This is a genomic window from Cupriavidus ulmosensis (assembly GCF_977008105.1).
Genome location: NZ_CDRMWP010000001.1, coordinates 2,290,458 through 2,315,909, shown reverse-complemented (window position 1 = coordinate 2,315,909; position 25,452 = coordinate 2,290,458). Strand labels below are relative to the sequence as shown.

General features: G+C 68.5%; 22 protein-coding genes. 14 read left to right on the top strand and 8 right to left on the bottom strand.

Going from position 1 to position 25,452, the window contains the following annotated elements; all coding sequences use genetic code 11:
* Positions 1 to 61 precede the first annotated feature (61 nt).
* Positions 62 to 355, bottom strand: a complete 294-nt coding sequence (locus ACWTPI_RS10575) for a putative quinol monooxygenase (RefSeq protein ID WP_020201624.1) — start codon at positions 353 to 355, stop codon at positions 62 to 64.
* 198 nt (positions 356 to 553) lie between these two features.
* On the opposite strand from ACWTPI_RS10575, the gene ACWTPI_RS10570 reads away from it, so the two are divergent.
* A complete protein-coding gene (locus tag ACWTPI_RS10570) occupies positions 554 to 1,768 on the top strand; it encodes an HD-GYP domain-containing protein (protein WP_020201623.1) in 1,215 nt (404 codons plus the stop codon).
* 53 nt (positions 1,769 to 1,821) lie between these two features.
* Here ACWTPI_RS10570 and ACWTPI_RS10565 read toward each other — a convergent pair whose 3' ends face one another.
* The gene (locus ACWTPI_RS10565) at positions 1,822 to 3,477 is read right to left on the bottom strand and encodes an acyl-CoA dehydrogenase family protein (protein ID WP_454731644.1); all 1,656 of its coding nucleotides are present in this window, start codon (positions 3,475 to 3,477) and stop codon (positions 1,822 to 1,824) included.
* A gap of 115 nt (positions 3,478 to 3,592) precedes the next feature.
* Between ACWTPI_RS10565 and ACWTPI_RS10560 the strand changes: the two genes are divergently transcribed.
* Entirely contained in the window at positions 3,593 to 4,228 is a 636-nt protein-coding gene (locus ACWTPI_RS10560; protein ID WP_454731643.1) for a TetR/AcrR family transcriptional regulator, read from the top strand.
* A gap of 70 nt (positions 4,229 to 4,298) precedes the next feature.
* Here the strand turns inward: ACWTPI_RS10560 and ACWTPI_RS10555 are convergent, their stop codons facing one another.
* From ACWTPI_RS10555 to ACWTPI_RS10535, 5 genes are all read right to left on the bottom strand, one after another.
* Positions 4,299 to 5,093 carry a peptidylprolyl isomerase gene (locus tag ACWTPI_RS10555; protein WP_020201620.1) on the bottom strand — a complete coding sequence of 265 codons (795 nt, stop codon included), beginning with the start codon at positions 5,091 to 5,093 and terminating at the stop codon, positions 4,299 to 4,301.
* Positions 5,094 to 5,097: 4 nt separating this feature from the next.
* Complete coding sequence (locus ACWTPI_RS10550) at positions 5,098 to 5,412, bottom strand: BolA family protein (protein WP_454731642.1); 315 nt, start codon at positions 5,410 to 5,412, stop codon at positions 5,098 to 5,100.
* 79 nt (positions 5,413 to 5,491) lie between these two features.
* Positions 5,492 to 6,031 (bottom strand): septation protein A, encoded by a 540-nt coding sequence (locus ACWTPI_RS10545; RefSeq protein WP_020201618.1) that lies wholly within the window; start codon positions 6,029 to 6,031, stop codon positions 5,492 to 5,494.
* 70 nt (positions 6,032 to 6,101) lie between these two features.
* Positions 6,102 to 6,563 (bottom strand): peptide-methionine (R)-S-oxide reductase MsrB, encoded by a 462-nt coding sequence (msrB, locus tag ACWTPI_RS10540; protein ID WP_454731641.1) that lies wholly within the window; start codon positions 6,561 to 6,563, stop codon positions 6,102 to 6,104.
* Positions 6,564 to 6,723: 160 nt separating this feature from the next.
* Positions 6,724 to 8,304, bottom strand: a complete 1,581-nt coding sequence (locus ACWTPI_RS10535) for a protein adenylyltransferase SelO (RefSeq protein WP_020201616.1) — start codon at positions 8,302 to 8,304, stop codon at positions 6,724 to 6,726.
* A gap of 399 nt (positions 8,305 to 8,703) precedes the next feature.
* Here ACWTPI_RS10535 and ACWTPI_RS10530 point away from each other — a divergent pair, with 399 nt between their 5' ends.
* The 6 genes from ACWTPI_RS10530 to ACWTPI_RS10505 all read left to right on the top strand — a co-directional run bounded on the left by ACWTPI_RS10530 (position 8,704) and on the right by ACWTPI_RS10505 (position 15,651).
* Positions 8,704 to 10,332, top strand: a complete 1,629-nt coding sequence (locus tag ACWTPI_RS10530) for a 3-(methylthio)propionyl-CoA ligase (protein ID WP_454731640.1) — start codon at positions 8,704 to 8,706, stop codon at positions 10,330 to 10,332.
* A 123-nt stretch (positions 10,333 to 10,455) separates the two neighbouring features.
* Entirely contained in the window at positions 10,456 to 11,700 is a 1,245-nt protein-coding gene (locus ACWTPI_RS10525) for a branched-chain amino acid ABC transporter substrate-binding protein (RefSeq protein WP_020201614.1), read from the top strand.
* Positions 11,701 to 11,902: 202 nt separating this feature from the next.
* The gene (locus tag ACWTPI_RS10520; protein WP_059412768.1) at positions 11,903 to 12,850 is read left to right on the top strand and encodes a branched-chain amino acid ABC transporter permease; all 948 of its coding nucleotides are present in this window, start codon (positions 11,903 to 11,905) and stop codon (positions 12,848 to 12,850) included.
* 4 nt (positions 12,851 to 12,854) lie between these two features.
* Positions 12,855 to 14,168 carry a branched-chain amino acid ABC transporter permease gene (locus ACWTPI_RS10515; RefSeq protein ID WP_454731639.1) on the top strand — a complete coding sequence of 438 codons (1,314 nt, stop codon included), beginning with the start codon at positions 12,855 to 12,857 and terminating at the stop codon, positions 14,166 to 14,168.
* On the top strand, positions 14,165 to 14,938 hold the full coding sequence (locus tag ACWTPI_RS10510; RefSeq protein WP_020201611.1) for an ABC transporter ATP-binding protein: 774 nt from the start codon (positions 14,165 to 14,167) through the stop codon (positions 14,936 to 14,938). Before ACWTPI_RS10515 ends, ACWTPI_RS10510 begins: the two co-directional genes overlap by 4 nt.
* Positions 14,938 to 15,651 carry an ABC transporter ATP-binding protein gene (locus ACWTPI_RS10505; protein ID WP_020201610.1) on the top strand — a complete coding sequence of 238 codons (714 nt, stop codon included), beginning with the start codon at positions 14,938 to 14,940 and terminating at the stop codon, positions 15,649 to 15,651. Before ACWTPI_RS10510 ends, ACWTPI_RS10505 begins: the two co-directional genes overlap by 1 nt.
* A gap of 309 nt (positions 15,652 to 15,960) precedes the next feature.
* On the opposite strand, the gene ACWTPI_RS10500 is transcribed toward ACWTPI_RS10505, so the two are convergent.
* On the bottom strand, positions 15,961 to 17,334 hold the full coding sequence (locus ACWTPI_RS10500) for an esterase-like activity of phytase family protein (protein ID WP_454731638.1): 1,374 nt from the start codon (positions 17,332 to 17,334) through the stop codon (positions 15,961 to 15,963).
* A 572-nt stretch (positions 17,335 to 17,906) separates the two neighbouring features.
* On the opposite strand from ACWTPI_RS10500, the gene ACWTPI_RS10495 reads away from it, so the two are divergent.
* From ACWTPI_RS10495 to ACWTPI_RS10470, 6 genes are all read left to right on the top strand, one after another.
* Entirely contained in the window at positions 17,907 to 19,988 is a 2,082-nt protein-coding gene (locus ACWTPI_RS10495; protein WP_454731637.1) for a 3-hydroxyacyl-CoA dehydrogenase NAD-binding domain-containing protein, read from the top strand.
* 54 nt (positions 19,989 to 20,042) lie between these two features.
* The gene (pncA, locus tag ACWTPI_RS10490) at positions 20,043 to 20,687 is read left to right on the top strand and encodes a bifunctional nicotinamidase/pyrazinamidase (RefSeq protein ID WP_454731636.1); all 645 of its coding nucleotides are present in this window, start codon (positions 20,043 to 20,045) and stop codon (positions 20,685 to 20,687) included.
* Positions 20,688 to 20,760: 73 nt separating this feature from the next.
* Complete coding sequence (locus ACWTPI_RS10485; protein WP_059412764.1) at positions 20,761 to 21,939, top strand: acetyl-CoA C-acyltransferase; 1,179 nt, start codon at positions 20,761 to 20,763, stop codon at positions 21,937 to 21,939.
* A 242-nt stretch (positions 21,940 to 22,181) separates the two neighbouring features.
* Entirely contained in the window at positions 22,182 to 24,029 is a 1,848-nt protein-coding gene (locus tag ACWTPI_RS10480) for an acyl-CoA dehydrogenase (protein ID WP_454731635.1), read from the top strand.
* An 86-nt stretch (positions 24,030 to 24,115) separates the two neighbouring features.
* A complete protein-coding gene (locus tag ACWTPI_RS10475; RefSeq protein ID WP_454731634.1) occupies positions 24,116 to 24,898 on the top strand; it encodes an SDR family oxidoreductase in 783 nt (260 codons plus the stop codon).
* Positions 24,899 to 24,990: 92 nt separating this feature from the next.
* A complete protein-coding gene (locus ACWTPI_RS10470; RefSeq protein WP_020201600.1) occupies positions 24,991 to 25,434 on the top strand; it encodes a PaaI family thioesterase in 444 nt (147 codons plus the stop codon).
* Positions 25,435 to 25,452: the final 18 nt, after the last annotated feature.

The following is a 25,452-nucleotide window of genomic DNA, read 5'->3' as shown; positions in this document are numbered from 1 at the left end:
ACATAATCGCCGCCGACACAGTCGCGGCCCGCGCCCCGCGGCAAAGGCCGCGGCGGCGCGCCTAGGCCGCGTTCAGCCAGCGCAGCTGGAGGTCGCCCTCGAGGAAATCCTGCCGGCTGGCGTGGAAGTCGCGCACATATTCGCTGTTCAGGTGCGATTCCAGCGCATGGCGGGAATTCCACTCCATGTAGAGCACGAACACCTCGGCATCCTCGGCGTCCTCGCCCACGTGGTAGCGCAGGCAGCCCGGCTCCTTGGCGCCGCGCGTGCGCAGCGCGTCGAGCCTGGCGCCGAGGACCTCGCGGCGCTCGGCCTTGGCGCGCGCGATACCGACAAGCGTGTACGTTCTGGACATGGTGTGACGGGCGAACAGGTGGCCGCGTATTGTAGCTTTGCGGCCCCCGCCAGGGCCGAATGCCTGAGGCGCAGGGGCGGATATTCGGGGTGCGCGGTTGACAAGGGGGCGGCTTTGGGTCTTGCCGCCCCTAAAGTTTTCCGGCGCGCCGCCGTTAAGCGGCCACGCCCCCATTTACCCTTCACCCGGAGAGCTGGCATGCTGAAACGCATCAAGACTCAACAGCTTCAAGTCGGCATGTTCGTCGCCAGGGTGGGCGGGCCGTGGCTGGAGCATCCTTTCTGGCGTTCGCGCTTCCCGGTGACGAGCCAGGAGCAGATCGACCAGATGATCGCCTCCAAGGTCGAGGAAGTGTGGATCGACCTGCTCAAGGGCAAGAGCGTGCCGCCGCCGTCGGCGGCGACCGGCTCGCTGACCGTCAACCCGGTGGCCGACGAGCCGCCGGGCGCGGTGCCGCAGTCGGGCGTGCCGCTGGAGGTGGAGCTGGTGCTGGCGCGCGACGTGATGCGCAACGGCAAGGCGGTGGTGGGCTCGATGTTTACCGACGCGCGCATGGGCCGCGCGCTGGAAGTGGAGGGCGCGCTGCTGCTGGTGGACTCGGTCTCCAATTCGCTGACCCGCCATTCGCAGGCGCTGATCGCGCTGGCGCGGCTCAAGGTGCGCGACGACTACACCTACCTGCATTCGTTCGCCGTCTGCGCGCTGATGATCGCGCTCGGGCGCACGCTCGGGCTGGACGCCGGCGAGGTGCAGCAGCTCGGCCTGGCGGGGCTGGTGCACGACATCGGCAAGGTCGCCATTCCCACCCACGTCCTGCACCGGGACGGCCCGCTGACCACGGCGGAGATGGAGGTCGTGCAGCGCCACCCCTCGATGGGCTACCGCATCCTCAACGAGGCCAGGCTCTACCGCAACATCCCGCTGGACGTCTGCATCCACCATCACGAGCGCATCGACGGGCGCGGTTATCCGTTCGGGCTGCGCGCCAGCGAGATCAGCGTGCACGCGAAGATCGCCGGGGTATGCGACACCTACGACGCGCTGACCTCCAACCGGCCCGGCCACCAGGCGTGGACGCCGGCGCGGGCGCTCGAATACATGGCGGTGCGGGTGGACACCCTGTTCGACCGCACCGTGTTCCAGGCCTTCACGCGCTCGATCGGCATCTACCCGCTGGGCACGGTGCTGCGCATGCGCTCGGGCCGGCTGGGCGTGGTCTGCGCGCAGAACGACAACGACCCGCTGCATCCGCGCGTCAAGCTGTTCTACTCGGTGAGCGAGGCCGCGCACATCGGCCCCGAAGAGATGGACCTGCGCGACACCGAGGACACCATCGTCAGCTTCGAGGACCCGGCGCAATGGGGCTTCCGCGACGAGCAGCTGCTGGAGCTGTGCGCGGTGGCCTCGGCCTGAGGCCGCGTCAGCCCACCGTGCGCGCCGCGCCGCGCCCGCCCTGGCCGCCGCCGTCAGTCCGGCCACGCCGCCGCGACGATGCGCGCGACGATGCGCGCGGCATCTGCCGCGCCCGCGCTGATGCCCATCACCGCGCCCCATTCGGGGTCGAAGCGGCTGGCCAGGAAGGCCTGCGCGCTGGCCGCGTCGGCGTGCCGGAGCATCAGGCAGGCCTGGGCGGTCAGCACCAGCCGGGTGGTGGTGCGGCGCGCCTCGGCCTGCTGTTCTTCCGCCGGCAGGCGCAGCGCCTCGCGCAGCGCGGCCACGCTGGCCTCGATGCGCGGCTCGCCGGCGCCCACCGCGCTCATCTGCTCCAGCACGCGCAGGTAGTCGTCCGGGTTGCGGCCGATGGCGCGCAGCACGTCCAGGCACATCACGTTGCCCGAGCCTTCCCAGATCGAGTTGACCGGCGCATCGCGGAACAGGCGTCCCATCGGGCCGTCCTCGACGTAGCCGTTGCCGCCGAACACCTCCATCGCCTCGCCGGTCAGCTCCACCGCGCGCTTGCAGATCCAGAACTTCGAGGCCGGCGTGAGGATGCGGCGCCAGGCCAGCCGGGCGGGGTCGTCGGTGGCTTCGAACGCGGTGGCCAGGTCCATCGCCAGCAGCATCGCCGCCTCGGCCTCCAGCGCCATGTCGGCCAGCAGGCGGACCATCAGCGGCTGGCGCGCCAGCGGCCTGCCGAAGGCGCTGCGATGGCGCGCGTAGTGCAGCGCCTGCACGAACGCCTGGCGCATGAAGCCGGCGCTGGACAGCGCGCAGTTCAGGCGGCTGTAGGTGGCCATCTCCAGGATGGTCGGAATGCCGCGGCCTTCCTCGCCTACCATGATGCCCCACGCATCGCGGAATTCCACCTCGCTGCTCGAGTTGGAGCGGTTGCCGACCTTGTCCTTCAGGCGCTGGATCTCGACCGGGTTCTTGCTGCCGTCGGGCCGCCAGCGCGGCACGAAGAAGCACGACGAGCCGGCTTCGGTATTGGCCAGCACGAGGTGGGCATCCGACATCGGCGACGAGAAGAACCACTTGTGCCCGGTGATCAGGTATTCGGCGCCGCGCCCCTCGCCGCGCGCGGGCAGCGCGCGCGTGGTGTTGGTGCGCACGTCGGAGCCGCCTTGCTTCTCGGTCATGCCCATGCCCACGTTGATCGACGGCTTGTCTCCGAGCGGGAGGTCGCGCGGATCGTAGCCGCGCGCGAGCAGCTTGTCGCCGAGTTGCGCGAACAGCGCCGGCTCCTTGCGCAGCACCGGAATGCAGGCCTGCGTCATGTTGGTCGGGCACAGCGAGCCGGATTCGATCTGGCTGTGCATGTAGAGCGAGGCGGCGTAGGCGGTCCAGGCCGAGGGGCGCGTGTCGGCGAACGGCAGGTTGGCCAGCCCGCTGGCGCGCGCGATGGCCATGATCGCGTGCCAGCCCGGATGGAAGCGCACTTGGTCGATGCGCTCGCCGGCGCGCGAATGCGTGTGCAGCTCGGGATGGTGGCGGTTGGCGTCCTCGGCGTGGCGGATGGTGTCTTCCGCGCCCAGCAGCGCGCCCTGGCGCGCGAGCTCGGCCTCGCTCCAGCCCGCGCCGGCGCGCTCCACGGCGCGGCGCAGGCCGGGATCGCTGGCGTAGAGGTCGTAGTCCTTGAGCTCCGGCACCTGGTTGGTGATGGCGTGGGTGGCCCAGTTCATGGCAAGCTGTCTCCTTGGTTTTTTTCCGCGCGGCGCCTGGCGCGCCCGCGCCCGGCTGCGTTGGAGACCATTCTAGGGACAACGCCCGGCCCTCATGTTCGGCTTTCGGAACCCCATGAACCTACCGCGCAAAGACCCGCCCAAGCCGCGCCGCAGGCCCGTGCAGTCACGCTCGTGGCAGACCTCGCTGGCCATCCAGGAAGCCTTTGTTCGGCTTTTGGCCGGGCAGGACTACGCCCAGGTGACCATCCGCGCCATCGTCGACCTGGCCGGCGTGGGGCTGGGCACGTTCTACGAATACTTCGGCAGCAAGGAGGAGCTGGCGCGGGTCTGCCTGCACCTGCGCGCCAAGCGCATCGTGCTGGCGATGGACGCCTGCCTGGCCGGGCATCGCGGCGCGCCGCTGGCGGCGATCGTGGACGCGCTGGTCGCGGTCAACGTGGACCATCACCGCGAGACGCCCGAGCGCTGGGGGCCGGTCTACCTGCTGGAGCGGCACTACTCGGGGCGCGCGGCCTACCGGAAGATGTACGGGCGCTTCGTCGCGGTGTGGCGCCGCGCGCTGGCGGGCGCCGCGGACGCGCCATGCGCCGAGGTGGCGGAAGAGGCGGCGGTGACGCTGCAGGCCATCGTGTACGGCCTGATCGCCCATGCCTGCATCGACGAGGGCGCGGCGGTGGATTTCGCGCGGCTGCGGCGCAGGCTGCGCAATGCGGTGTCGGGCTACCTGGGGACGATGGGCGCGGACTGACGCGCGGGCGCCGGAACGGAAAACGGCGCCAGTGGCGCCGTTTCTTCGTGCTGCGCGCGAGGCGCGATCCTTACTGGATCTTCGCCTTTTCCTTCAGCGACTTCATCATGGCCTGGAACTGCTCGCGCTGCCAGTTCTGGTCGCCCATCAGCATCTGCGTGAGCTGCGGCTTGACTTCGTCGAACGTGGGCACCTTGGCGTCGCGCACGTCGTCGAGCTGGATGATGTGCCAGCCGAACTGGGTCTTGACCGGGGTGTCGGTCATCTGGCCCTTCTGCAGCGCGGTCATCGCGGCCGAGAACTCGGGCACGTAGCTGCTGCTGTTGGCCCAGTCCAGGTCGCCGCCGTTGGCCGCCGAGCCCGGGTCCTTGGACGAGGCCTTGGCCATGTCCTCGAACTTGGCGCCGGCCTTGATCTTGGCGATGATGGCGCGCGCGTCGGCTTCCTTCTCGACCAGGATGTGGCGGGCGTGGTATTCCTTGCCGCTGCCGAACTGCGACTTGATCTTTTCGTACTGCTTGCGCAGTTCCTCGTCGCTGGCGCCGTGGGTCTTGACGTAGTCCTCGAACACCGCGCCGGCCAGCACGTTGAGCTTGGCCTGTTCCAGCTGTTCCTGCAGGTCGTCGCGCTGGGTCAGGCCGCGCTTGTTGGCTTCCTGCAGCAGCAGCTCGCGGTCGATCAGCATGGTGCGGGCACGGTCGCGCAGTTCCGGGCTGGCCGGCTGGCCGGTGCCGGCGATGAGCTTGTCCAGCTTCGCCGAGGGGATCGCCTTGCCATTCACGACGGCGGCGTTCTGGGCCAGGGCGGGCAAGCTGCCAGCGGCAAGCACAGCCGCCAGGCTGAACGAGAGGACGGTGGTCTTCATGGAATCAGGTCTGAGAGTTGCTCGAGGAATCGCGGGAGGATTCGCGGGATTCAAGTTCTTGGTCGGTCAGCGCGGTAACGGCTAGCGCGTGGATTTGCGTGGGGAACAGTTCGCGCAGCGCATCATACACCATGCGGTGGCGCGCCACGCGGCCGCTGCCGGCAAAACGCCCGCTGACGATGGTCACGTGGTAGTGGCCGCCGCCGGAGGCCGCGCCGGCGTGGCCGGCGTGCTGCGCGCTGTCGTCGCGCACGGCGACGCTGGTGGGGGCAAGGGCTGCGCGCAGCAGCGCCTCGATATGTGCTGGATCGGCGGCCATCGGTCTTTGTCGGTCTCTGTGGTGGAGCGCGGGCGGGCCCGCGCCGGGTGGAGGCGGTGCGCGGCACACCGCCGCGCCGTCATTCGGTGGGCGTTTCCTGCATGTGGCGCGACAGCCAGACGCTTTGCGCCAGGATGAACACCAGCATCAGCCCCATGCTGCCGAACAGCTTGAAATTGACCCAGGTGTCGGTGGAGAACTGGTAGGCCACGTAGAGGTTGACCACGCCCATCACGGCGAAGAACGCGGCCCAGGCGGCATTGAGCTTGCCCCAGGCGCCGTCCGGCATGCTCACCTGCTTGCCGAGCATGGCGCGGATCAGGTTCTTGCGCCAGAGCAGCGCGGACAGCGTCAGCGTGACGGCGAACAGCCAGTACAGCACGGTCGGCTTCCACTTGATGAAGGTCTCGTTGTGCAGCAGTAGCGTGGCGCCGCCGAACACCGAGATGATCGCCAGGCTGATCCACTGCATCGGATCGACCTTGCGGTGGCGCAGCCACACCCAGCCGATCTGCACCACGGTGGCGGCGATGGCCACCGCGGTGGCGGGAAAGATGCCCCACAGCTTGAAGGCGACGAAGAACAGGATGACCGGGAACAGGTCGAACAGGAATTTCATGCGGACAGGATAGATCGACGCGAAGGTCGGGGCTGGGTTGGCGACGGACCGCCGCGCGGGCGGTCCGGGCTTAGCGCGGCGTATCCGGCGATGTCGGCGATGTCGGCGCGGCATCACCCGCGTCGGTATCGGCATCGGCGGGATCGCGCTGGTCGAATTTTAGCGCAGCCGAGTTGATGCAGTAGCGCAAACCGGTGGGCGCGGGGCCATCCTCGAACACATGGCCCAGATGGCTGCCGCATTCCTTGCAGCGGACTTCCACGCGCACCATGCCGTGCGAGCGGTCGGTGTGCTCGTCGATCACCTCGCCGTTGATCGGGCGGAAGTAGCTGGGCCAGCCGCAGCCGGCGTCGAACTTGGTGCTGGCTTCGAACAGCGGCGTGCCGCAGCCGACGCAGCGGTAGGTGCCGCGTTCCCAGTGGTCCCAGTAGCGGCCGGTGAAGGGGCGTTCGGTGGCCGCTTCGCGGGCGACGCGGTATTCGATGTCGGAGAGTTGCGCGCGCCACTCGGCGTCGGTTTTTTGCGTGGTCATGCTCGGCTTCCTCATTCTGGCGGGCCGGGCGGCGGGGCAGGCTGCCTTGCCTGCCCCGCGCCGCCCGATGCCCTTGGTCGTATCGTGGCTGTCGAACCTTACAGTACTTGCGTGGCGGGCGCCTTGGCACCGGCCTTGCCGTCCCCGCTGGCCGGACGGCTCACGACGAACAGCTGACTTCGAGGCCCGCGGCCCAGTCCGGCGGCAGCGCGGCGTAGGCCTCGGCTTCGGGCTGCTCGTCGAAGGGACGCGACAGCACCGCCAGCAGGCGCTCCACCTCGCCGAAATCCTTGTCGCGCGCGCGCCGGATGGCGGTTTCCGCCAGGTGGTTGCGCAGCACGTATTTCGGGTTCACCGCCAGCATGGCGGCCGCGCGCGCGGCATCGTCCGACTGCTCGGCGCGCAGCCGGGCGCGGTAGGTGCCGGCCCAGGCATCCCACGCCGCGCGGTCCAGGAACAGGTCGCGCACCGGCGCGTCGCGGCTGCCGTCCGCCGACGATATGCGGGCGAGGTTGCGCCAGAACAAGGTGTAGTCCACGCGTTGTTCGTGCAGCAGCTGGAACAGGCTGGTCAGCAGCGGCTCGTCGTCCTCGTCGCGCCCGGCCGGCGGGCGCAGGCCGAGCTTGTCGCGGTAGCGCCGGAAGAACGCGGCGGCGTAGCGCGCGCGGAACGGGTCGAGCGCGGCGCGCGCGGCTTCCACCGCGGCTTCCTTCCCCGCTTCCTTGCCCTCGTCGCCGTCGCCATCGCCTTCGCGCCACAGCGGCATCAGCGCCTGGGCCAGGCAGTGCAGGTTCCAGAACGCCACCTGCGGCTGCTGGCTGTAGGCGTAGCGGCCCTGCGAGTCGGTGTGGTTGCAGATGTGGTTGGCGTCGAACGCATCGAGAAAGCCGAACGGGCCGTAGTCGATGGTCAGGCCAAGGATCGACATGTTGTCGGTGTTCATCACGCCGTGGCAGAAGCCCACCGCCTGCCATTGCGCCATCAGGTCGGCGGTGCGCAGCGAGACCTCGCGCAGCAGCGCCTGGTAGGGCTGGGCGTCGTCGCGGCAGGCCGGCATGAAGCGGTCGATGACGAAGTCCGCCAGCTGCCGCAGCGCGCCGGTGTCCTCGCGCGCGGCGAAATGCTCGAAATGGCCGAAGCGGATGAAGGTCGGCGCCAGGCGCGCGACCACGGCGGCGGTCTCGACGGTCTCGCGCCGGATCGGGGCGTCCGAGCCGACGATGCTCATGGCGCGCGTGGTCGGGATGCCCAGCGCCGCCATCGCCTCGGAGCACAGGTATTCGCGGATGGACGAGCGCAGCACCGCGCGGCCGTCGGCCATGCGCGAATAGGGCGTCATGCCGGCGCCCTTGAGCTGGATCTCCAGCGGGCCGCCGGCGGTCTGCGCCTCGGCCAGGCGGATCGCGCGGCCGTCGCCGAGCTGGCCGGCCCAGACCCCGAACTGATGGCCCGAGTAGACGCTGGCGAGCGGATCGGCCCACGCCGGCACCTGGTTGCCCGCGAAGGTCTCGATGAAGCTGCGCTGCGTTGCCGCCTGCGCGTCCCAGCCGAGCAGGGCGGCGGCGGACGCCGACACGCCGACCAGGTAGGGCGAAGGCAGCGGCGTGGGCGCCAGCCGCGTGAAGAAGCGCGGGTCCAGCGCGGCGAAGCCGGGCGCCGTGGCGAACGGCGCGGCTGCGGCGCCGCTCGCGGGTGGCGAGTCTGGCGGGGAGGGAACGGCGGTCGGCTCGGGAGAATTCACTGGGGGGCGTCGTTGTGAAGTGGCTGGGCGGCGCAGCGCCGGCTCGCCGGATTTCCCGCAAGTGCGCTTGCAGGCTAGGGAAAACGACATGTTGAGGTGCAACATGGCAGGCGTTATTGTACTTCCACGCCGCCATTTCCATCTGTGACCGCCGTGGCCGCCGCACGGTTTCCGCAAGTCCTTCTCCAGCCCCTGTAGCGCACGCACCAGCGCAGGGCGCGGACCGGGTTTTTCCCGTCCGTGGGGAGCGGGGCCGCGCGCGAGCCGAAACACCGGCCGATACGGCAGCGCACAACGGATTCCCATTGACGTTTCACCGAAGGATGGGAACAATCGGCCAAAAAATAGAACGGTTGTTCGCTTTTTTGGCGAATTCCTAAAACTACAGGAGACTATTTCATGGCATTGATGGGTCAAATGATGAGCGAACCCCTGCTCATTTCCTCCATCATCAAGCACGCCGCCCGTCACTACGGCAGCACGGAAATCGTCTCGCGACGGACCGAAGGCGACCTGCACCGCTACACCTACCGCGACTGCGAGCTGCGCGCCCGCAAGCTCGCCCAGGCCATCGCCGCGCTCGGCGTGCGCCGGGGCGAGCGGGTCGGCACGCTGGCCTGGAACGGCTATCGCCACCTGGAGATCTACTACGCCGTGTCCGGCTCGGGCGCGGTGTGCCACACCGTCAACCCGCGCCTGTTCCCGGAGCAGGTGGCCTACATCATCAACCACGCCGAGGACCAGTACGTGTTCTTCGACGCCACCTTCCTGCCGCTGGTGGAGGGCGTGGCGCCGCATTGCCCGGGCGTGAAGGGCTGGGTGATGATGAGCGACCGCGCGCACATGCCGGCCGACGCCAAGGTCGCGCTGCTGTGCTACGAGGACCTGGTCGACGCGCAGGACGGCGACTACACCTGGCCGCAGTTCGACGAGAACACCGCGTCCAGTCTCTGCTATACCTCCGGCACCACCGGCAACCCGAAGGGCGCGCTGTACTCGCACCGCTCCACGGTGCTGCATTCGTATGCGTCGGCGCTGCCGGACGCGCTGGGCTGCTCCGCGCAGGACGTGATCCTGCCGGTGGTGCCGATGTTCCACGTCAACGCCTGGGGCCTGCCGTACTCGGTGCCGCTGGTCGGCGCCAAGCTGGTGTTCCCGGGCGCCAAACTGGACGGCGCCTCGCTGTACGAGCTGTTCGAGCAGGAGAAAGTGACCTTCTCCGCCGGCGTGCCCACGGTCTGGCTGGGCCTGCTGCAGTACGTGCAGGGCAACCACCTCAAGTTCTCCACGTTCCGCCGCACCGTGATCGGCGGCTCGGCCGCGCCGCCGGCCATGATCCGCGCGCTCAAGGCGCTGGGCGTGGAGACCATCCACGCCTGGGGCATGACCGAGATGTCGCCGCTGGGCACCTCGTGCAAGCTGCTGGCGCGCCACAACGACCTGCCGGAAGAGGAACAGCAGAAGATCCAGGAAAAGCAGGGCCGCGTGATCTACGGCGTGGACATGAAGATCGTGGACGGCGACGGCAACGAGCTGCCGTGGGACGGCAAGGCCTTCGGCGACCTGCACGTGCGCGGGCCCTGGGTGATCGAGCACTACTACCGCAGCGAGAACTCGCCGCTGGTGGACGGCTGGTTCCCGACCGGCGACGTGGCCACCATCGACGCCGACGGCTACATGCAGATCACCGACCGCAGCAAGGACGTGATCAAGTCCGGCGGCGAATGGATTTCCTCCATCGACATCGAGAACGTGGCTTCCGCCCACCCGGCGGTCCACATGGCGGCCTGCATCTCCTGCTACCACCCCAAGTGGGACGAGCGCCCGCTGCTGGTGGTGGTCAGGCGCCCCGGCGCCGAGGTCTCGCGCGAGGACCTGCTGAAGTTCTTCGAAGGCAAGGTCGCCAAGTGGTGGATTCCCGACGACGTCGCCTTCGTCGCCGAGATCCCGCTCACCGCCACCGGCAAGATGCAGAAGCTCCGGCTGCGCGAGCAGTTCAAGGACTACCGGCTGCCGTCGTCTGCCTGACCCCGAGGCGGTCGCAGAGCCGCCATCCGCAGGACAGGCCCGAAACGCGCCGAGGTCAGGGGAGAGGGCGCCGCCGCGGGCCGGCATCAACCGAAGCCAACAAAAAAACCGAAGGAGACAAGCATGATCAGATTGCGTCCGCTCGTGGCCGCCACGGCCGCCGTGGCGATGTTCGGGGCGATGGGTTCCGGGGTCGCGGCTGCCGAGACGGTGAAGATCGCCTTTATCGATCCGCTGTCCGGGCTGATGGCGCCGGTCGGCCAGAACCAGCTCAAGAGCTGGCAGTTCGTCGCCGACCTCGCCAACCAGAAGGACTGGGGCGGCGGCAACAAGTTCGAGGTGATCGGCTTCGACAACAAGCTCTCGCCGCAGGAAAGCCTGACCATCCTCAAGCAGGCGGTGGACCAGGGCATCCGCTACATCGTGCAGGGCAACGGCTCCTCGGTGGGCCTGGCGCTGGAGGACGCGGTGGCCAAGCACAACGAGCGCAATCCGGGCAAGGAAATCGTCTACCTGAACTACGCCGCGGTGGACCCGGACATGACCAACAGCAAGTGCAACTACTGGCATTTCCGGCTCGACGCCAACTCCGACATGAAGATGGAGGCGCTGACCACCTTCCTGGCCAAGGACCCCAACGTCAAGAAGGTCTACCTGATCAACCAGAACTACTCGTTCGGCCACCAGGTGGCGCGCGCCGCCAAGGACTACCTCAAGCGCAAGCGCCCGGACGTGCAGATCGTCGGCGACGACCTGCACCCGCTGGCCCAGGTCAAGGACTTCGCGCCCTACGCGGCCAAGATCAAGGCGTCCGGCGCCGACACCGTGATCACCGGCAACTGGGGCAGCGACCTGGCGCTGCTGATCAAGGCGGGCAAGGACGCCGGCCTGAACGCCAACTACTACACCTACTACGGCGCCACCACCGGCGTGCCCACGGCGATGGGCGCGTCCGGCGCCGAGCGCGTCAAGTACGTGGGCTACTACAACGCCAACAACAACGGCTTCAAGGGCTCGGAAGTCATCGAAGGCTTCAAGAAGAAGTACAACGACGACTTCTACGTGATGGCCGCGTACACCGGCATCGCCATGCTGGGCAAGGCGTTCAAGGAGACCAAGTCGACCGATCCGGTCAAGGTGGCCAAAGCGCTCGAAGGCATCAAGGTCGAGAGCATGAACGGCACGACGGAGATGCGCGGCTCGGACCACCAGGTCCAGCAGTCGCTGGTGGTGGCCACCTGGACCAAGGTCGACGGCAAGGAAGTGAAGTACGACCAGGAGAACACGGGCTATGGCTGGAAGACCAATGCGCTGCTCGACCAGTACGTGGCCGCGCAGCCCACTTCCTGCCAGATGAAGCGCCCGTAGGCCCGCGTCCGGCGGACGGTGCGGCGGGTGGCGCGGCGGATGCCGGCGCGCCTTCCGATCCTGCATACTTCGGCCGGTCCGGCGCGGCTCCCGCCGTGCCGGGCGGGCGGCGCCCACCCGGGCGCGGCCCGTTGTGCCTTGTCACGGCCGGCAGGCGGCCGGCGGCCGCCTGGCTGGCCGGCGTCAGAATGAAGGACATGTTGTGGAATTCTTCGTCATCTCCCTCCTGAACGGCATCAGCTACGGGCTGCTGCTCTTCATGCTCTCTTCCGGGCTTACGCTGATCTTCAGCATGATGGGCGTGCTGAACTTCGCGCACGCCAGTTTCTACATGCTCGGCGCGTACTTCGCCTACACCATCGCCAGCAAGATCGGCTTCTGGCCGGCGCTGATCTTCGCGCCGCTGCTGGTGGCCGGCGCCGGCGCGCTGGTCGAACGCTTCGGGCTGCGCACCGTGCACAAGTACGGGCACGTGGCCGAGCTGCTGTTTACCTTCGGCCTGGCCTACCTGATCGAGGAAGGCGTCAAGCTGGTGTGGGGCCTGGCCGCCGTGCCGTACCGCATCCCGGCCGAGCTGGACGGGCCGCTGTTCACGGTGTTCACCTCGTCCTTCCCCAAGTACCGCGCGTTCATGATGCTGGTGTCGCTGGCCATGCTGGTGGCGATCTACCTGGTGCTCACGCGCACCCGCATCGGGCTGGTGATCCAGGCCGCGCTCACGCACCCCGAGATGGTCGAGGCGCTCGGCCACAACGTGCCGCGCGTGTTCATGATGGTGTTCGGCGGCGGCGCCGCGCTGGCCGGGCTGGCCGGCGTGATCGGCGGCAACGCCTTCGTCACCGAGCCGTCGATGGCCGCGGCGGTCGGGTCGATCGTGTTCGTGGTGGCGGTGGTGGGCGGCATGGGGTCGCTGGTCGGCGCGTTCATCGCCTCGCTGCTGATCGGCGTGCTGCAGACCTTCGCCGTCACGCTCGACGCGTCGCTGGCCGGGCTGCTCGGCATGGCCGGCATGCACGTCACCGACAGCACGCCGCTGTCGTCGCTGTGGAATCTCACGGTGGCCCAGGTCGCGCCTGTGCTGCCGTATCTGTTGCTGGTGGTGATGCTGATCTTCCGCCCGCGTGGTCTGATGGGTACCCGGGAGGGCTGACGGCATGGAGACGACAATGCAACAACGCCGCGAGACGGCCGTGACCGGCCGCACCCTGCGCTACCGCCCGCTCAACCTCGCGCGCTGGCTGATCTGGAGCAGCGCCGCGCTGCTGATGCTGGTGCTGCCGCTGGTGTTCACGGGCGGCTTCGCCATCACGCTGATGTCGCAGATGGGCATCATGATCATTTTCGCGCTGTCCTACAACATGCTGCTCGGCCAGACCGGCATGCTGTCGTTCGGGCACGCGGTCTACGCGGGGCTGGGCGCCTTCATCGCCATCCACGTGCTCAACATGGCGGGCGCGGGCAAGGTGTGGCTGCCGGTGTCGCTGCTGCCCGTGGTGGGCGGGCTGGCCGGCGCCTTCTTCGGCGTGCTGTTCGGCTACGTCACCACCAGGAAGTCCGGCACCACCTTCGCCATGATCACGATGGGCATCGGCGAGATGGTGTTCGCCAGCTCGCTGATGTTCCCCGACTTCTTCGGCGGCGAGGGCGGCATCTCCACCAACCGCGTGGTGGGCGAGCCGGTGCTCGGCATCACCTTCGGCCCGGGCCGGCAGGTGTACTACCTGATCGCCGCCTGGTGCCTGCTGTCGATGGCGGCCATGTACGCGTGGACGCAGACGCCGCTGGGCCGCATCGCCAACGCCGTGCGCGACAACCCCGAGCGCGTGGAATTCATCGGCTACAACACCCAGCGCGTGCGCTACCTGGTGCTGATCCTGTCGGCGTTCTTCGCCGGCATCTCCGGCGCGCTGTCGGCCATCAACTTCGAGATCGTGTCGGCCGAGAACGTCAGCGCGGTGCGCTCCGGCGGCGTGCTGCTGGCGGCCTTCATCGGCGGCGCCGGGGTGTTCTTCGGCCCGGTGATCGGCGCCGTGGTGTTCATCCTGTTCGCGGTGGCGCTGTCGGACCTGACCAAGGCGTGGCTGCTCTACCTGGGCCTGTTCTTCGTGCTGATGGTCATGTTCGTGCCGGGCGGCATCGCCAGCCTGCTGATGATGCAGGTGCCGCTGCTCGCGCGCGGCAAGCTGCGCCGCATGCTGCCCGACTACGGCCGCGCCGCGGCCGCCGGGCTGGTGCTGCTGGCCGCGGTGATCCTCACCGTGGAGCTGGTCTACAAGGTGCAGGTCGACAGCGCCAACGGCACCGCCATGTCGCTGTTCGGCATCGGCTTCGACGCCGCCGCCGTGGCGCCGTGGCTGGTGGCCGCGGCATTGTGGGCGGGCGGGCTGCTGGCCTGCCGCGCCGCGCGCGCGCGCGTGCGCGCCACCTGGGACAAGATACAAGCCGAAATGGCCGGAGGTGCGGTATGAGCGCGGCACTGGAACTGAACGACGTGCGCAAGAAATTCGGCCAGACCGAGATCATCCGGGGCGTCAACCTGACCATCCCCAAGGGCGAGCGCCACGCGCTGATCGGTCCCAACGGCGCCGGCAAGTCGACCACCTTCAACCTGATCTCCGGCCGCTTCGCGCCCAGCTCGGGCACGGTCAGGCTCAACGGGCAGGACATCGGCGGGCTGCAGCCGTTCGTCATCAACCGCATGGGGCTGTCGCGCAGCTTCCAGATCACCAACATCTTCCACCGCCTGTCGGTGTTCGAGAACCTGCGCTGCGCCGTGCTCTGGTCGCTCGGCTACAAATACTCGTTCTGGCACCGCCTGTCCGAGCTGCGCGACGCGCGCGAGCGCGCCGAGGAAGTGCTGGAACTGATCGGCCTGCACCACCGCCGCAACAACCAGGCCAGCCTGCTCACCTATGCCGAGCAGCGCGCGCTGGAGATCGGCATCACCATCGCCGGCGGCGCTGAAGTCATCCTGCTCGACGAACCCACCGCCGGCATGAGCCGCTCCGAGTCCGACCATGCCGTCGAACTGATCCGCCGCGTCACCGTGGGCAAGACCCTGGTGATGGTCGAGCACGACATGAGCGTGGTGTTCGGCCTCGCCGACCGCATCTCCGTGCTGGTCTACGGCGAGGTGATCGCCACCGACACGCCCGAAGCCATCCGCGCCAACCGCAAGGTCAAGGAAGCCTACCTCGGCACCACCCTCGACGAACCCGCCACCGAAGGAGCGCACTGATGGGCAAGCGCATGCTGGACGTGCAGGGGCTGCACGCCTACTACGGCAAGAGCCACATCCTCCACGGCGTGGACGCCCACATCGACGAAGGCGAGATCGTCGCGCTGCTCGGCCGCAACGGCGTGGGGCGCTCCACGATGGCCAAGGCCATCCTCGGCATGGTCAGGGCCGAAGGCTCGGTGCGCTTTCGCGACGAGGAAATCCTCGGCCGCCGCACCTTCGAGATCGCCCACCTCGGCGTGGGCTACGTGCCCGAGAACCGCGACATCTTCCCCACGCTCACGGTGCGCCAGAACCTGCTGCTGGGCGAAAAGCGCAACCCGCGCCAGCCCAGGCCGCGCTGGACCGTGCAGGACATGTACGACATGTTCCCCCGCCTCAAGGAACGCGAGCACACCGCCGCCGGCGTGCTCTCCGGCGGCGAACAGCAGATGCTCACGCTGTGCCGCACGCTGATGGGCGACCCCGACCTCGTGCTGATCGACGAGCCCACCGAAGGGCTGGCGCCGATGATCGTCACGCTGGTCGGCGACTACCTGAAGCGGCTCAAGGAGCGCGGCGTGTCGGTGCTGCTGATCGAGCAGAAACTCGCCATCGCGCTGGACATCTCGCAGCGCGTCTACGTGATGGGGCACGGCCACATCGTGTTCGAAGGCACGCCGCAGGACCTGAAGGCGAATGCGACGGTGCGCAAGGAGTGGCTGGAGGTGTAGGGCGGTTGGGGCGTCTTGCTTGCGGCCTGTGTGCGCGGCGCGCATGTCATACCGGGATCCCCCCAGCTTGTCGGGGGGATTTGCTTTTGGGCGCTTGGGAAATGGCAGGGTTCTGAAATGCCTGGACATGTACCACGGCCCGGAACTGGATGCCCAGGCCAGGCGACTGGTGATCGATCCCGGGCGCGTCGACAGGCAGGGCAGCACTGCGCCGCCAAGACCGTGACCAGCTGACGATTAATCGGCAAAGCCTATCGGGCGCTTCTCTTCAACACAGAGAAGCGCCTCGTCATTTCCGGCAAGCCCGCCTTATTTCGCCTTCAGGAACTCGCTTACTTCCAGCAGCACCATTTCATTGTCGTCCGCCTTGTTGGGCTCGCGGCTGCTGGAGAACGGCAGGTTGTTGTCGTTGCCGACCACGATGTGGGTGGGGTCCACCACGTCGACGTTCTCGATGGTGAAGAACGGGAACTTGAGCACGCCGTCGTTGAGCGGCTTGCGCGCGAGCTTGTCGGGGTCGGCGATGTTGAGCAGGTCGATGTAGCCGATCTTGCGCAGCGGGCCGCCGGCGTTGGCGTCGGTCAGTTCGACCTTGTAGATGCGCTTGAACCTGGCGATGTCGGAGAAGCAGTCGTCGCGCTTCTGGCCTTCGGGGCAGGCCTTGTCCGCGGTGCCTTCGCCGTTGTCGCGCTCGATGATGAGGCCGGTGGTGGCGTCGATCATGTTGAAGTCGCCGATGGCGTTGCCGTTGGCTTCGAGCGGGTATTTCCACGAGCGGCCGGTCCATTTGCCGGCTTGCGTGTCGAACTCGAGCACGCGCAGCGCTTCCTTGCCGTCGACGCGCTCGTAGTCCTTGGCCTGGGCGTTCCACACCGGGCCTTCGAGCAGGGCGTAGAGCTTGCTGCCGTCCGGCGACGAGGCCATGCCTTCGAAGCCCTTGGAGCGCTTGACCTGGAAGTCGACCGCGCCGCCGGGCACGCCGGGCGTGGTCACGGCGGGGTGGTCGGGCGAGCGCGCCGGCTTGCCGTCGACCAGGGTCTCGAACACGGCGAGCACCTTGCCTTGCAGGTCGGCCTTGATCAGGAAGGGACCGAATTCGTCGCCGATCCACAGCGCGCCGCCGGCGAACTGGAAGCTCTCGGTGTCGAAGTCGGAGCCGGTCAGGTAGCGCTGCTTCGTGCCTTCGTGGACGATGCGGAACGGCACTTTCTTGTCGGGGTCGTGCAGGAAGACGGTGCCCAGGCGCTGCAGCCTGCCGCCCTTGAAATCCACCTTGTAGTGGTTCAGGTAGAGCATGAAGTCGGGCGAGTTGGCCTTGCTGCCGGCGCCGTTGTCGGTCAGCACCCAGAAGCTGCCGTCGGCCATGTGCTTGATGCCGGAGTGGCCTTGCAGCGGCTGGCCCCTGAACGGCACGGATACGCCGGTGGGGCGGCCGTTCGACTTGCCTTCCACGCTGCCGAGCTTTTCCACGCGCTCGCCGGTGGTGAACTTGCCGCTGGCCTGCAGGTCCTGCGGCGCGTCCTTGGGCGCGGCGATGTAGCTCTGCGCGGGCAGGATGGCGTGGCCGGCGAGCGTGGCCGGATAGGCGGGCGCCGCGCTGGTCTGCGCTGCCGCGGGCAGCGCCCAGGCGGCGGCAGTGATGGCGATGACTGCGGTGACGTTCGCGGACGGAAGCATGCGCATACGGGCGGCGTGATCTGGTCGAAAGACCGCTACGATGCATGGCTCGCGTGACGGGCGCATGACAGTCACAGTTCTGTCGCCTGGCGCGGCCTTGCGTCTCCTCGGGTCTCCTTGCACCGCCGGCGGCCTCGGCGCGCGGGTCTTGCCGGGGTGGCCAGACGGCATGTTCCCGCACCTGCTAAGGGTAAATCCGAGGGGGACGGGCAAACGCGCCCGCCGTGCCCGAAAGGCTTCGTTGGCGCCGCCGGAAAGTGCAGCGCGGAGCATGGCGCATGCCGCGCAACGCCGTCCGCGGGCGGCTTCGCGGGCAGGGCATGCACGGCGGTGAGACCTGTCATGAAGGCGGCGCATGGCGGCCCGGCGAGGCCGCCAAATTAAAATTGAACGACCGTGCTTTTCTGTGTATGCTTGACCCGCTTGTGCCGGCGGGGGGCGGTTTTCCCGGTAGCCGGGGCCGGCGCCGGGGCGGACAATGGGGCCGCCGCGCGGGTCCGGGCGGTGCGGGCGCGACGCAGAAAAACATAATTCGAGAATTCGAATCCCGAGACAACTTCCAGTACAAAGGAACCAGCATGACAGCGCAGTATCAGGTTCAGGACGGCGTCGCCGTCATCACGCTCGACAATCCCCCCGTGAATGGCCTGGGCTACAGCACCCGGCTCGGCATCGTCGAAGGCTTGACCCGTGCGCTGGACGATGCGGGCGTCAAGGCCGTCGTCATCACCGGCGCCGGCAAGGCTTTCTCGGGCGGCGCCGACATCCGTGAATTCAACACCCCCAAGGCTACCCAGGAACCCACGCTGCACTCGGTGATCCGCGCGATCGAGGCCTCGTCCAAGCCGGTCGTCGCCGCCATCCATTCGGTGGCGATGGGCGGCGGCCTGGAGCTGGCGCTGGGCTGCAACTACCGCGTGGCGGCGAAGGGCGCGCAGATCGCGCTGCCGGAAGTCAAGCTGGGCCTGCTGCCCGGCGCCGGCGGCACGCAGCGCCTGCCGCGCCTGATCGGCCTGGAGGCCGCGCTGAACATGATCGTGTCGGGCAACCCCGTCCCGAGCGAGAAGTTCGCCGGCACCAGGCTGTTCGACGAGATCGTCGACGGCGACGTGCTGCCCGCCGCCGTGGCCTTCGCCCGGAACGTGGCCGCCGCGCCCGGCCCGTACCCCAAGGTGCGCGACCTGAAGGTCAAGCACGAGAACGCCGAGGGCTTCCTCGCCGTCGCCCGCAACACGGTGGCCGCCGTGGCCAAGAACTTCCCGGCGCCGCTCAAGTGCGTGGACGCCGTGGCGGCATCGCTCAAGCCGTTCGAGGCCGGCCTGAAGGCCGAGCGCGAAGGCTTCATGGCGCTGGTGACGACGCCGGAATCGCGCGCGCTGCGCCATGCCTTCTTCGGCGAGCGCGCCGCCAGCAAGATCCCCGACGTGCCCGGCGACACCCCGGTGCGCAAGATCGAGAAGGTCGCCGTGATCGGCGCCGGCACGATGGGCGGCGGCATCACCATGAACTTCCTCAACGCGGGCATTCCGGTCACGATGCTGGAGACCAAGCAGGAAGCGCTGGACCGCGGCGTGGCCACGATCCGCAAGAACTACGAGAACAGCGCCAAGAAGGGCAAGCTCACGCAGGAAAAGGTCGAGCAGCGCATGGGCCTGCTGACCACCACGCTGTCCTATGACGACATCAAGGACGCGGACCTGGTGATCGAAGCCGTGTTCGAGGAGATGGGCGTCAAGGAAATCGTCTTCAAGAAGCTGGACGAAGTCGTCAGGCCGGGCGCGATCCTGGCGTCCAACACCTCCACGCTCGACGTCAACAAGATCGCCTCGTTCACCAAACGCCCGCAGGACGTGGTCGGCATGCATTTCTTCAGCCCGGCCAACGTGATGAAGCTGCTCGAAGTGGTGCGCGGCGAGAAGACCGGCAAGGACGTGCTGGCCACGGTGATGCAGGTCGCCAAGAAGATCAAGAAGACCGCGGTGGTGTCGGGCGTGTGCGACGGCTTCATCGGCAACCGCATGATCGAGCAGTACAGCCGCCAGGCCGGCTACCTGCTGGACGAAGGCGCGCTGCCCGAGCAGGTCGACAAGGCCATCGAGAAGTTCGGCTTCGCGATGGGCCCGTTCCGCATGGGCGACTTGGCCGGCAACGACATCGGCTGGGCCATCCGCAAGCGCCGCGCGGTGGACAAGCCGGACATCCAGTATTCCAAGACCGCCGACCTGCTGTGCGAGCTGGGCCGCTTCGGCCAGAAGACCGGCGCGGGCTGGTACGACTACAAGGCGGGCGACCGCAAGCCGTACCCGAACCAGCAGGTCAACGAGATGATCGTGCAGCATTCGAAGGACCTCGGCATCGCGCGCCGCAAGATCTCCGACGAGGAGATCGTCGAGCGCCTGGTGTTCGCGCTGGTCAACGAAGGCGCCAAGATCCTGGAAGAGGGCATCGCTTCGAAGGCCTCGGACATCGACATGGTCTACCTGACCGGCTACGGCTTCCCGCTGTTCCGCGGCGGCCCGATGCTGTACGCGGACCAGGTCGGCCTGTACAACGTGGCGCAGGCGATGAAGCGCTACGCCAAGGGCTACCACGGCGAAGCCTGGAAGGCCGCGCCGCTGCTGGAGAAGCTGGCGGCCGAAGGCAAGGGCTTCAACGACTGAGCCGGACGCGAGGGCAATGGCAATGGCAATGGCAACGCAGGGGTGGAAGCAACCATGAGCTACGGGGCGCAGGATTGCCTGCTGGTGATCGACGTGCAGAACGATTTCATGCCGGGCGGGGCGCTGGCCGTGCCGCGCGGCGACGAGGTCGTGCCGGTCATCAACCGGCTGGCGCAGGCGTTCTCGCACGTGGTGGTGACGCAGGACTGGCATCCGGCCGGCCATGCGTCGTTCGCCGCCAGCCACGCCGGCGCGCAGCCGTTCCAGACCATCGCGCTGCCGTACGGCGAGCAGGTGCTGTGGCCCGTGCACTGCGTGCAGGACACGCCGGGCGCCGCGCTGCACGCGGGCCTGCGCGCGCCGCATGCCCGGCTGGTGATCCGCAAGGGCCACCACCGCGACGTGGACAGCTATTCCGCCTTCATGGAGGCGGACCGCGCCACGCGCACCGGGCTGGCCGGCTACCTGCGCGAGCACGGCGTGCGCCGCGTGTTCTGCGCGGGCCTGGCGACCGACTACTGCGTGGCCTGGAGCGCGCTCGACGCGCGCGCCGCCGGCTTCGAGGCGGCCGTGATCGAGGACGCCTGCCGCGCCATCGACCTGGACGGCTCGCTGGCCCGCGCGTGGCAGGAGCTTGCCGCCGCCGGCGTGCAGCGCGTGCAGTCGGCCGACGTGCTCGCCGCCGCGCCCGCGCGCTAGACAAACCGGCTGGACAAACCGAACAACGCGCAGGCGCGGCCTGCGCAGATACCAAGAATCCGAGGAGCAACAAATGAACGAGGCAGTCATCGTATCCACCGCACGGACCGGCCTGGCCAAGAGCTGGAAGGGTTCGTTCAACATGACCCACGGCGCCACCCTGGGCGGCCACGCGGTCCAGCACGCCATCGCGCGCGCCCGGATCGACGCCGGCGAGGTGGAAGACGTGCTGATGGGTTGTGCCAACCCGGAAGGCGCCACCGGCGCCAACATCGCGCGCCAGATCGCGCTGCGCGCGGGCTGCCCCGTCACCGTGCCCGGCGCCACCGTCAACCGTTTCTGCTCGTCCGGCCTGCAGACCATCGCGATGGCCGCGCAGCGCGTGATCGCCGACGAAGGCGACATCTTCGTGGCCGGCGGCGTGGAGTCGATCTCCTGCGTGCAGCAGGAAATGAACCGCCACATGATCCAGGAAAGCTGGCTGACCAAGAACAAGCCGGAAATCTACTGGAACATGCTGCAGACCGCCGAGAACGTGGCCAAGCGCTACAACATCTCGAAGGAGCGCCAGGACGAATACGGCGTGCGCAGCCAGCAGCGCGCGTTCGCCGCGCTGGAAGCCGGCAAGTTCAACGACGAGATCGTGCCGATCACGGTGCTCGCGGGCGTGGCCGACAAGGCCACCGGCCAGCTGATGACCAAGGAGGTCACGGTCTCCACCGACGAAGGCATCCGCGGCGACACCACGCTCGAAGGCGTGGCCAAGATCCGCACCGCCGTGCCCGGCGGCGTGATCTCGGCCGGCAACGCCTCGCAGTTCTCCGACGGCGCCTCGGCGGCCGTGGTGATGAACGGCAAGGTGGCGGCGGCCAAGGGCCTGCAGCCGCTGGGCGTGTTCCGCGGCTTTGCCGTGGCCGGCTGCGAGCCCGACGAAATGGGCATCGGCCCGGTGTTCGCGGTGCCCAAGCTGCTCAAGCGCGCGGGCCTGAAGGTCGACGACATCGGCCTGTGGGAACTGAACGAAGCGTTTGCCGTGCAGGTGCTGTACTGCGCCGACAAGCTGGGCATCCCGATGGACCGCCTCAACGTCAACGGCGGCGCCATCGCGGTGGGCCATCCCTACGGCGTGTCGGGCGCGCGCCTGGTCGGCCACGCGCTGATCGAAGGCAAGCGCCGCGGCGTGAAGTACGTGGTGGTGACGATGTGCATCGGCGGCGGCCAGGGCGCGGCGGGGCTGTTCGAGGTCCTGTAAGAAACCGCTTGGCATTGCTGGCGGTTGGCTTCCCTCTCCCATTGCATGGGGGAGGGAAGCCAACACGCGGAGTGCGGTCGTTTTCGCGCGGTCTGACGCGCGTCCTTGGCTGCGCTGCCGCAAGAACAAGAAAAGCGGCGCGCCACGCAGCGCGCCGCCGTGGAGACAGCGACGCCGCGGGCCGGCATGCCCGCGGCGCGCATCATCGATTTTCGCTTCCAGACCAGGAGCCCGTTCCTGCCATGTCGCTGATCCTTTCCCGCCGTGACCTGAACTTCATGCTGTACGAGTGGCTCAAGGTCGAGGAACTGGCGCGCATCCCGCGCTATGCCGATCACTCGCGCGAGACCTTCGACGCCGCGCTCGATACCTGCGAGAAGATCGCCGCCGACCTGTTCGCGCCGCACAACAAGAAGAACGACCAGCACGAACCGCATTTCGACGGCGAGACCGTCACCATCATCCCCGAGGTCAAGGCCGCGCTGAAGGCCTTCTGCGAGGCCGGGCTGATGGCCGCCGGGCAGGACTACGGGATCGGCGGCATGCAGTTGCCGGTGGTGGTCGAGAAGGCCGGCTTCGCCTACTTCAAGGGTGCCAACGTCGGCACCAGCTCCTATCCGTTCCTGACCATCGGCAACGCCAACCTGCTGCTCGCGCACGGCACGCCGGCGCAGGTGGAGACCTTCGTCAAGCCGGAGATGGAAGGGCGCTTCTTCGGCACCATGTGCCTGTCCGAGCCGCAGGCCGGCTCGTCGCTGTCGGACATCACCACGCGCGCCGACCACGAGGGCGAATCGCCTCTGGGCGCGCAGTACCGCCTGCGCGGCAACAAGATGTGGATCTCGGCCGGCGAGCACGAGCTCTCCGACAATATCGTGCACCTCGTGCTGGCCAAGATCCCCGGCCCGGACGGCAAGCTGATTCCCGGCGTGAAGGGCATCTCGCTGTTCATCGTGCCGAAGTACCTGGTCAACGCCGACGGCAGCCTCGGCGAGCACAACGACGTGGTGCTGGCCGGCCTGAACCACAAGATGGGCTATCGCGGCACCACCAACTGCCTGCTGAACTTCGGCGAGGGCATGAAGTACCGGCCCGGCGGCAAGGCCGGCGCGATCGGCTACCTGGTGGGCGAGCCGCACAAGGGCCTGGCCTGCATGTTCCACATGATGAACGAGGCGCGCATCGGCGTGGGCCTGGGCGCGGTGATGCTGGGCTACACCGGCTACCTGCACGCGCTGGACTACGCGCGCAACCGCCCGCAGGGCCGCCCGGTCGGCCCCGGCGGCAAGGACCCGGCCAGTCCGCAGGTGCGGCTGGTCGAGCATGCCGACATCCGCCGCATGCTGCTGGCGCAGAAGAGCTACGTGGAAGGCGGGCTGGCGCTCAACCTGTATTGCGCGCAACTGGTCGACCAGGAGCGCGCCGCCGCGGGTGCCGAGCACGAACGGCTGGCGCTGCTGCTCGACATCCTCACGCCGATCGCCAAGAGCTGGCCGTCGCAATGGTGCCTGGAGGCCAACAGCCTGGCCATCCAGGTGCACGGCGGCTACGGCTACACGCGCGAGTACAACGTCGAGCAGTTCTACCGCGACAACCGCCTCAACCCGATCCACGAAGGCACGCACGGCATCCAGGGCCTGGACCTGCTGGGCCGCAAGGTGGTGATGAAGGACGGCGCGGCGTTCAAGGCGCTGGGCGCGGAAATCCAGGCCACCATCGGCCGCGCGCTGGCCGGCGGCGACGCCGGACTGGCCAGCCACGCGCGCGCGCTGGGCGCCGCCGTCAGGCGCGTGGCCGAGGTCACGCAGGCGCTGTGGGCGGCGGGCGACGCCAGCGTGACGCTGGCCAACGCATCGGTCTACCTCGAGGCCTTCGGCCACGTGGTGGTGGCGTGGATCTGGCTGGAGCAGGCGCTGCTGGCGCAGGCCGCGCTGGCCACCGCCGGCGGCGACGACGTGGCGTTCTACCGCGGCAAGCTGGCCGCGGCGGCGTACTTTTTCTGCTGGGAGCTGCCCAAGGCCGGCCCGCAGCTGGACCTGCTGGCGTCGCTGGACCGCACCACGCTGGACATGCAGGACGCCTGGTTCTGACGCTCCGGCGCCATACCGGGCAGGCAAGACGGACAAGACCCGCGCGCGCCGGCTGCGGCGCGCGCCACGACAGATCGGGAGACAACATGCACACCATCCAGCAACTGTTCGACCTCACGGGCAAGACCGCGCTGATCACCGGCGGCTCGCGCGGGCTCGGCCTGCAGATCGCCGAGGCGCTCGGCGAGCAGGGCGCGCGCCTGGTGCTGTCGGCGCGCAAGGCCGACGAGCTGCAGTCGGCCCAGGCGCATCTCAAGGCGCGCGGCATCGACGCCGAATGGATCGCCGCCGACGGCGCGCGCGACACGGACATCGCGCGCCTGGCCGACGAAGCGCTGGCCAGGCTCGGCCACGTCGACATCCTCGTCAACAACGCCGGCGCCACCTGGGGCGCGCCCGCCGAGGACCATCCGGTGGAGGCCTGGGACAAGGTCATGAACCTCAACGTGCGCGGCCTGTTCCTGCTGTCGCAGCGTATCGGCAAGCTGTCGATGATCCCGCGCCGCTACGGCCGCATCATCAACGTGGCTTCCATCGCCGGGCTGGCGGGCAACCCGCCGGGGACGATGGAGACCATCGCCTACAACACCTCCAAGGGCGCCGTGGTCAATTTCACGCGCACGCTGGCGGCCGAGTGGGGCGAGCACAACATCACCGTCAATGCGCTGGCGCCGGGCTTCTTCCCCTCGAAGATGACGCAGGGCTCGCTCGACCGCCTGGGCGTGGACGCCATGTGCGCCGGCGTGCCGCTGCACCGCCTCGGCGACGACGAAGACCTGAAGGGCGCCGCGCTGCTGTTCGCCAGCGCGGCCGGCAAGCACATCACGGGCCAGGTGCTGGCGGTGGACGGGGGCGTCAGCGCGGTCTGAGCCATGCTTTAATGCAACCGGTGCGCGGCGGGCATGCCGCTTGCAGGTTTCCGCCGGCGCGCCGACCCCGTTTTCAGCCCTATTCACCATCCATGAACCAGACCAACGGCTTTCCCCTCAGGATTCCCTTCCTCGCCGCGCTCGGCGTGCAATGCAACCGCATGGACCGCGAAGGCAGCGAGATCGAACTGGCGCTCGAGGAGCGCCACCAGAACAGTTGGGACATGGCCCACGGCGGCGTGCTGATGACGCTGCTCGACGTGGCGATGGCGATTGCCGGGCGCGCGGCCGACGGCGACGGCCGCGGCGTGGTGACGATCGAGATGAAGACCGCCTTCATGGCGCCGGGCCGCGGCAGGCTGATCGCGCGCGGCCAGTGCGTGCACCGCACCAGCACGATGGCGTTCTGCGAAGCGGAGATCGTCGACGGCGACGGCAAGACCGTGTCGCGCGGCTCGGGCACGTTCAAGTACGTCAGGCGCGTGCCGCCGCAGCGCGCCAGCAGCGCCGCCGCCGACACCGGCGCCGACGGCTGAGGCCGGCGCGCCAGGAGG